We start from the raw sequence: 10,179 nt of genomic DNA on the forward strand, positions 1-10,179 counted from the left end.
GGGTATGCCCAGTGTTCGCATCTTCCCGTTGTCCTTGGGGATCTCCACCCTGCGGACCGGATTTGGACGATATTTTCCGTCCCGAACAAGCTTTACGAGTTCATCTCCATTGCCTTTGAGATATGGTAGCAGTTCCTCTACTTCCATCCCATCGACGCCGTGTGCGCCTTTGTTCTTCTTCACTTGCTTGTAGGCCTTGTTCAGATTCTCTCGGCTCAAGATTCGCTCTAACAGCTTGTCCCCTTGGCTGTTTGCGTCGGTGTTGTTGTTTTCCGTTATCCGCTTGTCGGTAAGCGCTCCCGCATACCCTTCGTGTTCCGCACGTTCTCTTTGCGGGCAGCCCTTGCTACAGCAAGGTATTCTGCTTTCTTTTGTCCCGACTTTGGTAACTTTCATTGACTAACACCTCCTTAGGTTCAACCCTTCATAACGCTTGTCGCGTTACTACTATGGTCTCTGCTGACTTCTCACGATAAATCTTGTTTCAACCGCATATCGCTTATCCGTTTCATGCGTCCGTGAGACCTCCCACGGTAAGTCGCGTAACTTTCATCCCATGTACCCGCCGTATTTACATCCTCGTGTCTGTGCAGTTTATTGGATTTCGCCTTGCTTGGCAGACTCATCCCACTTTGGATGCCTGATGCGGTTCGTGTTCCTCGGGTCAGGACTTTGCCTCCAGCTTCCTTCAGATTCCACCTCGCGATGGACACCCTTGCTCTTGGCTAATGGTTGGCAACTGCCAGCCCCCATAGCGGACTCTCACCGCCTAGCTGCGCGTCATGCGTGGCGCACCAACGCAAGTAAACGAGGCTGCCGTCCGGCAGCCTCGTTTACATAGATTCAGCTAATTTCGATGTGCTTCAGGAGATTGCCGTGCATGAGGCTCCCATCCTTATCCAGGCAAAGGATACGATCGCGACGGAACTGATCCGGATAGCCCTGTTCTACGCTCCACGCCCAGTCTATACAAGCATCGTCTTGATTCTCAACTTTGACACGAACGGATTTCCAACGGCTGACGGATCGATTGCGCTTGAATCCCTCCCGATTGCCTATTCGGACAAATCGAACATCGAGCCCATTGACCATACGGCTCAGTCGAAGCTCCCCATCGACAAAGATGGAGATCGTGCCATCCTCACGTAAAATCCGGTACCGGTGGAATTGGGTCGCATCTAGCTCAAAGCTATCCTCCGGCCGGTCGGCCAAAGAGATGCGGTTCGGCTCGAATCGGATCCAGCAGCCCGCACTTATGTTACAACCGTTGATATCCGCCTCCTGGACGGCTAGCTCCGCCTCGATCTCCACTCGCGCGTGCAAATCTTCCGCAGGGTAGAAAATAAAATTCACTCCATTCTCGTAATGCTCGTCCGTTCGCAGCACCATCGTGCCATCTTCAATCCAACAGCGAGATTCGTCCCAAATATTCGAGTTTGGTTCGTAGCGGATGTCCTCATATGGATTGAACACGGCGGCATAACTAGCGTAAGTGCCAGGCGCACTTCGATACGTGATGAGGATATTGCCCGACTGTAGCTTACCCGGTATCGCTCTTTGCCCATAATAAGGCGACAGGACCGGTTCGCTCCATGTAAATCCGAAATCCAAGCTGCGGCGGATCATACTAGGCTGCCCGTACATCCCTCCCATATCGCCGCATCGTGAAACCGACAGGAGCTGTCCAGGCGCATATTCGACGATACCTACCTCCCCGTCTGCGTATAGCTGATTATTGGCGAGTACACTTCGTAGATGAAACGACTTCCCGCCGTCCGTAGAAGCCATTAGGTAGCACATATAATAGCCGACCGGCTCCAACGTACCGAGCATATTTCCGATGTGCGCCCGGTTATCGGTACGATCGGCACTTTGAACAAGCGTATAGACCAGGTCGCCGTTTGCCAATTGGTGAATGCGCTCCGGCTCCCCTCCGATATCATCGATTTTTCTCGGATCGCTCCATGTCAGTCCGTCATCTTCGCTCCATAGCACATAGTTGGCCATTTCACGGTTCGGCTTTTGCCACATATACAAGGGACACATGCTCTTCATCCGGCTTACGATTGCCTTTGTCCACAATAATGACCAGCCGTCCGTCCGGCAACGCATTCAATTCCGGCGCGATCCAAACCGCTTGGTCGTGCTCCACATCGAGATGCGAGATCGACCGATGGCCCTCCCACGTTCGGCCTCCGTCATAGGAATAGCAGACCATAATATCGCTTGACCTCAGCATGTGTTGATCGGCCAACCGATAAGTACATACTATGCCTCTCTTCGTTTTCGCCATCCCAGCCACATGTAAGTAAATCCCCGGCTCCTTGCGAATATCCACTTTGTTGCTCTCCTGCAAATGCTTCATTCCGTGAAAGTTAGCAGTGTTTGGCATGCCTCTCACTCCTTTATCCATCTAATAGTTGCCTTCACAGCAACAATATGGCATCGGAAATTGAGATTCAATGGAGTTTGGAGAAGTCCGTCGGATTGGATAAGCGAATCGTCGCTTTAGATATCCTCTCGCGTATGGGGTAGCATTTCAACGAAAGGATGAGGAAAACGTTGTACGGTCGCGGGGGTTGTGTTATTTTACTCTTAAAATGAAAGGCGGGTATTGCAATCGAAACATTAGAGGAATTTATGACCCGGGTGCCTCTTGTCCCCCATATGAGGAAAGCAAGCGTCGCCAAACGAAAAACAGCCTTGCACCCACCTGGGCGAAGGCTATTGGATTATCAGTTGATCCATGTGGAAGAAGGCAATGGGACGCTTTGCATAAACGAACGGTGCTACTCCTTGCGCCCGGGTCATCTTGCCTTAATTCAGCCTAATGAGTGGAACTCCCTTCATAGCGACGGTCCGTTTCGGTTCGCCTTTGTTCATTTCGATGTGTTTTTCCAGCAGTTCCGTTCGCATCCGGATTCAGCTATTCATATCGATTTGGATTTGAATCTATCCAGCGAGTTTGCCCGAATGACGCAGCCCCGGCTGAACGGCTTTCCACAAGTGAATATCCCGGTTATCCTCCAGTTCGCAAAGACCGTACCGATAGTTAACACCATTAACCAAATCGCTGGCCTATGGCTGCGATACAATCCCTTGGCACAATTGGAAGCGGATCAGCTTACTTCGACACTGGTGTTGTCCATTCTGCGTGAATTTATGAGCATAGGAAAAGAGGTCCCCCGCTCTATGGGTTTATCGCTGGAATGGGTCCCTACCTATATACAAGCGCACATTAACGAACCGATTACGGTAGCCGATCTGGCGGAACTAAACGGGTATTCGGTTTCGCATTTTTCTCAATTGTTTCGACATCGTTACGGGTTGAGCGTTCACCAGTTCGTCCTAGAATCACGTATTTCGCTGGTCAAAAAATTACTGGTTACCACCCGGTTATCACTAGTCGATCTAGCTAGCGCAAGCGGTTTCGCCAATCGTTATCACCTGTCTAAGGCATTCAAGAAATTGACCGGCCGCACACCTACTGAATTTAGGGATAACGAACCGCCAACCAAATAAAATAGACCAACTCTAGATTAATTTCGTTCTAATCCTCCAAATAGGGAATGGTTAGAGGGCCTTGCGGAAGGACGGCTATCGTCATCGAGTCACCATATTTCCCTCTCAAGTTGATTATCGTGTCGCTCAGATTCGAGGCTGGTCGAAGCAATGCTTGCTTGACTTGCTCCTCCGTAAGCATCGAGTGTAGATAAACATCAGCCCACATTTGAATGACGGCTTGCTTCTGAACCTGCCATTGATCGAACATCTTAAATTCAGGATTCTCGATCATGCTGAGAAGCTTCTCAGGTGTATCGGCCATTCGTAGAATTCGGGCGTAATTGCCATGGTCGGGAATCCCGTCCGAACATTCGGCAGCGCAAATAATCGTTCCGCCTTGCTTCACAATTTTATGGGCGGCGCTCATCCCCTTCACAGCCTGGTACAAATTCTGATCCAGCGGATAGCCGGAGTTTGAAGTGAGGACGACATCGAATCTGCTCTCACATCGGACCATGGCATGCTTTTGTGTATACTCGCATCCCTGCCTATGGGCTTCGAACAGCTCTCCAGCAAATACATTCGTTATCTGTTTCTCCCCGTTCAACGTCACATTGAGCATAAAATCAGGTTTGCACATCAGATTGACTTCTCGCGCCATCTCTTGCAGAGGGTTGCCCTTCATCGTTCCCCAGGTTGCCAGCGGATGCCCGATCATCTGAGCGTTATGGAATGTCATAATCGTCTCGAGCCCGGCAATGCCCGGCATAATCCCTTTGCATCCTCCCGAGAATCCAGCGAAAAAATGGGGCTCGATAAAGCCGGTGACGATCCGGAAATCAGCTTCCACATAAGCTTTGTTCAAATAAACATCGCAACCAAAGGAACTATGGCCGACTTTGACCAGTTCGTCTGGGTTTTGACAGTGATGGTTAATGACATTAACTTGATCTACGACATCTCTTCCAAGCATTTGTATGAATTCTTCCCGCGTCTGATCGCGATGCGTGCCGGTCCCGTTAATGATCGTAACCCGGTCCGTCGGCACATGGCTCAGCTCCTTCAACAACCAAGGAACGAGCTTATGGTTCGGTGTAGGACGCGTAATGTCGCTGATCACGATCGCGATGCGGTCCGAACTTTTGACCAAGTCTCGTAAGGGTGCCGAACCTATCGGTTCGCGGAGCGCAGCGAGCACCGCCTGCTCTTCATCGTCCACCATCGGATGAGCTTTCGGCTCAAGAATGACCGCATGATCCGGCAGTTGTACCGGCAATCCCGTACGACCATATAATAAATTCACTTCCAATTTCGTAACCCCCTTAACGGATGCTGGTCCTATTAAGACTGTACACTATTGAAGGTCCATTGTCTCAAGGGTTTTGATACTTTTATGGCAATATATATTGACTACGGCAGTGGCTAAGGCATTGAGTAACCGCTGGATGCAGTCCGAAAAAGTCGGACAGCAAGGCCGCTCATGGGAGGATTATGCCCCCCAGTCCGAGTTTGCCGAATTGGAGCGGGGGTTTCTGTAAGAGGTGCGTAAAAACGCCTTTGTAAGTGGGTAAACTCGGACTGGAGCACCCCTACATTTAGCGGGTGCACCCGTAGTCAGGAAAAGTCGGACTACTGCACGATGGAGGCCTTTGTCTCCGTCTCTGGAGAGGGGGGAACCTTTGGGTTCGCCCCAAAAAACTATATTTTCTATTAAAAAAAAGACACCTTTTCAGGTGTCTTTCGCCATTGTTGAGCCAACCATCCCTTGCAGCTAACCGAGCTTTTGTCCGCAATTCGAACAGAAGTTAGCCCCCTCGGTTTTTGTACCGCAGTTCGGGCAGAAGTTCGGTTTATTCGTGCCGCTTGGAGCAGATGGAGATGAAGGTGACCCGTTTTCCGCCGACGGCTTCTGGGCATTGTTCATGTTCCTCATCATTTCATTCGCCATGTTCATCCCCATCATCATCCCAGCCATATCCGCCGCAGCGCCTCCGCCTTTCACGTTGCCGGAAGCTATACCATCGGTCATACTGACCTGTTGATACTTCTGGAGGTTGCCAATCATCTCATGCGAGGCGGTCTTCGTAATCATCGCTTGAATTTCCGGCGGATAATTGAAGCTCATCACATGGAATCCCGTAATCGTAATGCCGTTGTCCAGCATTTGCATGTCGAGGTCTTCCTGAATCCCTCTTGCAATATTCGATGCGTTCGCTTGCAGGTTGAACATATCTTTGCCTTCCCGGCTAATCCACTTCATAAGCAGCTGATCGAGCACGGAAGTCAACCGAAGCTTCACATCTTCCACTAGATAGCTGTTTTTGATCCCGGCGATTTTATCGATAAGCGCAACATAATCATTCACCTTGAACATAAATGTACCGTTGGCCCGAATCGGCATCCCGCCCGGGAGCTGGGGAGTCGGAATGAGGATCGGATTTTGCGTGCCCCATCGAACCGTAAACTCCTTCGTATTGACGAACAGCACTTCCACCCGCATCCCGCTGTTGAAGCCGAATTTGAAGCCCTTTAGCGTCGACAGGAACGGAATGATCTCCGAGTCGATTTTGTACTCGCCTTCCTTCTCGAATATCCCTTCGATTAAGCCATTGTGAATGAACAAGGCGTCTTGTCCGTGACGGATGATCAGCTTGCTGCCTTTTTTGATTTCCCGGTTGCTCCATTTCCAGAAAATCATGTCATCCCGAAACTCTTCCCATTCCACAACATTAGCGAACTGATTGCCGAAAAAGCTCATATTCTTCCCATCCCTTCAACATTAGAATGAACCTCTGCTACCGCTATGCGAATGCCCTCCACCGGTTCTTCCGCCACCGCCGCCACCCGAGCCGCTGCTTTTTGCGATTTTTGTTTTGGTCACCGTCGTTCGGATGTAGCTGTCCCGTCTGTCCACCACGCCCGAATTGCCGGTATCCTCATAGGTTCTTCGATCCACGGTTACCCGTCCGCCCGAGCGATATGCCATAATCCCTACGACTATCCCCCCGATTAATAGGGAAACCCCCAGCTGCAGCCAAATGTTGAATAGCGGATTGTTTGGGTTGACTCCCGGTGGAATGCCCATGTAGCGGTACGAGGTTTCGATATACTTCTGAAAAGCCGATTGGTAGTTTCCGCTTGATAAATCCGGGCTGATTTTGGCGCGAATCTGCTCCAACCGCTTGTCGCCCAAGTATTCCTCTGCCTTGTAAAAGCCGGCTAAATACACTTCCCGATGCTTCATATCCACGGTGAGAATAACCGCATTGCCATGAGGCTTATCATACCCCGGTGCGCGCTTATCGTAAAAATCTTGCGTCATTTTCATAACGTCAGCGTTAGCGGCGTTAGGGGTCGTGAAGATGATGATGTCCGTCTCCCGCAAGGCGCCATATTTGTTCGCCAGCTCGTTCAGTTCGGTGGATTCGTCTTTGCTCAGCAGCCCCGCTTCATCGAAGATGAGCGACTTGGAGGACGTCGCGGCGTAAGTCGTTCCAGCGTTTGTCGCAGCTATAATGATGGCTATAAGTACAAGCACGGCGAAGATCGCTGTCCACTTCTTCATAACAACCCGCCTCCCATCATCCAGGCTACGCCTTTCAATAGAAGAAACGAGACACCTGAGACCCCCGCGAACCAAGCCGCCACTTTTCCTTTGCTGATCGGAGGCTTCCCTACTACTTTGCCCGTCTGTCCGTTCATCGCGAACGTATACTCCAATTTCTTGTAATCGTAATGAACCACCCACACCGGCAGCAAGACATACTCCGCTTTTTTTAATTGCGTATCGATCTGTCTAGAGGCGCCCGTAATCGAAGTGTACTCCGCGAATGTAGATTGAATATAGGCTTCTATGTAGGAATGGATTTTCCTTTTGGCTCGAGCGAGCAGCTCATTTTCATTGAAGCTGTATTTCTCCGCGAGATAGCCTGATAAATACGGGGTCTTGAAGCCTTTGAGCTGCTCGTAGGGAAAAGGCTCCAGTTTGTCCATGATCGCATCATTCATTTTCTCGGCGGCATCGATCGGAACACGAACGTAATTCAACCGAATTTTTCGGTACACGTCATAGTGCGACGTTTCGGTAATGCGATAATCGCCCTGTGTATAGATGCGTACTTTTAGGCCGTTCGCTTGGACCTCGATCTTGTTGTCCAGCCCATACAGCCAGAAAGGGACGTACATGCCGGTGATGCCCTTGATTCGATCGGCTGTCATGAATCCGCCGGGCGTCAACAGGCCGTTTCTGCACCATTTCTTGAACGCAGCCATCGCCTCTTCTTTGCTGATCGCGAAAGGGATCACGAGCGCCGGAGCCAGCCTGCCTGACAGCCGATCGCCAAGGATCACGCCGGAGCCGCAAAAGCTGCAGAGCGTCGCCGCCGTCTCCGCGTCGGTTATCACGACCGCTCCGCAGCTCGTGCAATGATATTCCTTCGCGTCCTCTCCTGAGAAAGTATCGCCCGCAAAGGCTTCCGTCAACGCATCCGGCATCGCCTGGATGTCGTCTTGTCGTCCACAGCTGGCACAACCCAGCTTGCCCGTCTCACTATCAAAGAACATGCCACCGCCGCAGTTGGGGCACTTATATTCAATAACCGGCATCTACTCACCTTGTCCTTTATTGTCGCTTGCCTGCCCCTGCTTCTGCTCCCGTTCCCGCTTCTCCAGCTCCTCGAATTCCTTGTCCAGGCTGCTGCCGGAGCCCGCTCGAAGCTCGGCTACCGCCATCGCTTCTTCATACGCCGTATTGATCTTGTCCTCCACGGCGTCCAACACGGAATCTCTTGCCTCGCCAAGAGGAGAACCCATAGCGTTCAAGGATTGCTGCACTTTGGTAGCAGCCAGCTTTCCTTTCAATGCCGTCCGTCGCGCCTCCAGTTGGTCCTGATCCGCGGTCAGCTTTTCCATCAACTGCTTCATGTTTGCTGCATTCGAGGCGGCTGATTCGTAGTCTGCCTGCACCTGGACTTCCTTCTCTTCCTGTGCTACCTTGCGATCCAGGAACTTGCCGGACTCACTTGGGCTCCCCGCTTCGGCAGCCTTATCCGCATAACGCTGCAGCTTGTCGATCTCGGCGCGGATTTCGTCCCAGGCCCGCCTGGCCCTTCGTTCCTCCGCCAGCACCGCTGCCGTCTCGGCCTTCACCTGCCCTATATCGGCGTTTAATTGGCGCATATACGTATCCAGCGTTCTCTCCGGGTCCTCGGCTTGATCTAAGCGCGCATTCCAATTGCTCGCCATTATTTCTCTGAACCTCGATAAGATTCCCATACAGACCTCCTCCTTGAATCAAGATGCATCTCTTCTATCATACCGTAAAAAGCGGGAAAATGTTTAGTCAGGAAAAACAAACAAGCCATCCAAGTGCTTGACAGCCTCGGATGGCTTGTTATTTCTTTTGCCGGATAAAATGAATATGCCACCGGACAAACAGAAGCGCGCAAATATAATCATTCTTCGAGGCACCATGAACTGAATCCCCGGTTCATCCAATTCGTACAGCTTGAAGTAAAGCGCTAAAATGATATCGCTGCTCAAATTAATACATACAATGATGATCCAAGTCACATAGATTTCAACTTTAGTCAATCTCTTGGGCATAAAAGCAATGATGATGAGATTGATCGCTAATGCAAAGTACGTGCTCCACCACATAAAGAGATGACCTCCACTGGTATGATTTCCATAATGCCTGGTGGCCATCCCCTGCAGCTTCCATCTTGCCTCCTCGTCCCCAGTCAGCTTTTGTCTTGCTTAAACCTTGTAGGCTCTAATACATCGGACTTCGACCGTTCTAATTGGCTGTATTCCCCCGGCTCGAACTTCTCCGTCTTCTGCGGGTGAAGCAAAGCAGGTCGGCGGTGCATCCAAAATAGTGGGGATCTAAAAACGGTATCTTTCATCCCTTCAAAATTTCCAGGGATGATGGGACTCAAATAAGGCACCCCGAACGACTTTAAGGATAGCATGTGATTCACGATCAGGATGAGCCCGACGACTAGCCCATATAAGCCGAACATCCCGGAGAGAATGATGAGCGGGAAGCGGAGCAGGCGTAAGGCCAGTGCTGCATTATAAGCCGGTGTCGCGAATGAGCCTATCGTGGTGAGGGCGATGACGACGACCGTGATCGGGGATACGAAGCCGGCGGACACGGCCGCTTGGCCGACGACAAGCACCCCGACGATCGACAGCGCTCCGCCGACCTGCTGAGGCAATCGGATCGTCGCCTCTCGAAGCACTTCCATAGAAATCTCCATAATGAGCACTTCCAGCACGGCCGGGAAGGGTACCCCTGCTCGCCCTCCGGATACGGCAACCACATATGTCGTCGGGATTAGCTCCGGGTTATAGGCGATGATGCCAACATAGAGCGCTGGGAATATCAACGAGAAGACGAGAGCAAGCAAACGGGTTATACGAATAAAGCTAACCACTAGAAAGCGTTCCGAGTAATCTTCGATCGTTTGGTAGAACTGCGCGAACACCGTCGGCAAGATGAGCGCGATCGGCGAGCCCTCCACGAGAATAACGACACGGCCCTCCAGCAGGCTAGCGACCGCTTTGTCCGGCCGTTCGGTGTACTGAATTTGGGGGAACGGCGTAAAATGATTGTCCTGGATGAACTGCTCGATGTATCCGGAATCGAGGATGCCGTCGATCTTGATCATC

10 protein-coding genes and 1 pseudogene are annotated in these 10,179 nt (G+C 51.2%); 1 reads left to right on the plus strand and 10 read right to left on the minus strand.

The genetic code is table 11. From position 1 onward, the window contains the following. The 3 genes and pseudogenes from PKO02S_RS30415 to PKO02S_RS30430 form a co-directional block, all read right to left on the minus strand. A pseudogene (locus PKO02S_RS30415) lies at positions 1 to 396 on the minus strand (group II intron reverse transcriptase/maturase); the annotation flags it as partial. 447 nt (positions 397 to 843) lie between these two features. Continuing rightward, a complete protein-coding gene (locus PKO02S_RS30425; RefSeq protein ID WP_127588783.1) occupies positions 844 to 2,037 on the minus strand; it encodes a sialidase family protein in 1,194 nt (397 codons plus the stop codon). Continuing rightward, positions 2,009 to 2,392 carry a sialidase family protein gene (locus PKO02S_RS30430; RefSeq protein ID WP_127588784.1) on the minus strand — a complete coding sequence of 128 codons (384 nt, stop codon included), beginning with the start codon at positions 2,390 to 2,392 and terminating at the stop codon, positions 2,009 to 2,011. Before PKO02S_RS30430 ends, PKO02S_RS30425 begins: the two co-directional genes overlap by 29 nt. Positions 2,393 to 2,667: 275 nt before the next feature. On the opposite strand from PKO02S_RS30430, the gene PKO02S_RS30435 reads away from it, so the two are divergent. Continuing rightward, positions 2,668 to 3,522 (plus strand): helix-turn-helix domain-containing protein, encoded by an 855-nt coding sequence (locus PKO02S_RS30435; RefSeq protein ID WP_281280484.1) that lies wholly within the window; start codon positions 2,668 to 2,670, stop codon positions 3,520 to 3,522. A gap of 28 nt (positions 3,523 to 3,550) precedes the next feature. Here PKO02S_RS30435 and larA read toward each other — a convergent pair whose 3' ends face one another. From larA to PKO02S_RS30470, 7 genes are all read right to left on the minus strand, one after another. Next, positions 3,551 to 4,813, minus strand: a complete 1,263-nt coding sequence (gene larA / locus PKO02S_RS30440) for a nickel-dependent lactate racemase (RefSeq protein ID WP_127588788.1) — start codon at positions 4,811 to 4,813, stop codon at positions 3,551 to 3,553. A gap of 462 nt (positions 4,814 to 5,275) precedes the next feature. Beyond that, positions 5,276 to 6,262, minus strand: a complete 987-nt coding sequence (locus tag PKO02S_RS30445) for an SPFH domain-containing protein (protein WP_127588790.1) — start codon at positions 6,260 to 6,262, stop codon at positions 5,276 to 5,278. Positions 6,263 to 6,283: 21 nt separating this feature from the next. After that, positions 6,284 to 7,069, minus strand: a complete 786-nt coding sequence (locus PKO02S_RS30450) for a TPM domain-containing protein (protein WP_127588792.1) — start codon at positions 7,067 to 7,069, stop codon at positions 6,284 to 6,286. Further along, entirely contained in the window at positions 7,066 to 8,109 is a 1,044-nt protein-coding gene (locus tag PKO02S_RS30455; RefSeq protein ID WP_127588794.1) for a TFIIB-type zinc ribbon-containing protein, read from the minus strand. Before PKO02S_RS30455 ends, PKO02S_RS30450 begins: the two co-directional genes overlap by 4 nt. After that, entirely contained in the window at positions 8,110 to 8,778 is a 669-nt protein-coding gene (locus PKO02S_RS30460; RefSeq protein ID WP_127588796.1) for a PspA/IM30 family protein, read from the minus strand. 63 nt (positions 8,779 to 8,841) lie between these two features. Next, entirely contained in the window at positions 8,842 to 9,162 is a 321-nt protein-coding gene (locus PKO02S_RS30465; RefSeq protein WP_127588797.1) for a hypothetical protein, read from the minus strand. 83 nt (positions 9,163 to 9,245) lie between these two features. After that, a partial coding sequence (locus PKO02S_RS30470) for a spore germination protein (RefSeq protein ID WP_164821785.1) occupies positions 9,246 to 10,179 on the minus strand: 934 nt, incomplete at its 5' end.

The organism is Paenibacillus koleovorans NBRC 103111 (genome assembly GCF_004000845.1).
Classification (GTDB): Bacteria; Bacillota; Bacilli; order Paenibacillales; family NBRC-103111; genus Paenibacillus_AA; species Paenibacillus_AA koleovorans.

What these genes read in the sequence shown, in the direction of transcription:
- PKO02S_RS30445 (WP_127588790.1), bottom strand. Translation starts at nt 6,262, where the DNA reads ATGAGCTTTTTCGGCAATCAGTTCGCTAATGTTGTGGAATGGGAAGAG.
- PKO02S_RS30430 (WP_127588784.1), bottom strand. Translation starts at nt 2,392, where the DNA reads ATGCCAAACACTGCTAACTTTCACGGAATGAAGCATTTGCAGGAGAGC.
- PKO02S_RS30460 (WP_127588796.1), bottom strand. Translation starts at nt 8,778, where the DNA reads ATGGGAATCTTATCGAGGTTCAGAGAAATAATGGCGAGCAATTGGAAT.
- PKO02S_RS30435 (WP_281280484.1), top strand. Translation starts at nt 2,668, where the DNA reads ATGAGGAAAGCAAGCGTCGCCAAACGAAAAACAGCCTTGCACCCACCT.
- PKO02S_RS30450 (WP_127588792.1), bottom strand. Translation starts at nt 7,069, where the DNA reads ATGAAGAAGTGGACAGCGATCTTCGCCGTGCTTGTACTTATAGCCATC.
- PKO02S_RS30455 (WP_127588794.1), bottom strand. Translation starts at nt 8,109, where the DNA reads ATGCCGGTTATTGAATATAAGTGCCCCAACTGCGGCGGTGGCATGTTC.
- PKO02S_RS30465 (WP_127588797.1), bottom strand. Translation starts at nt 9,162, where the DNA reads ATGTGGTGGAGCACGTACTTTGCATTAGCGATCAATCTCATCATCATT.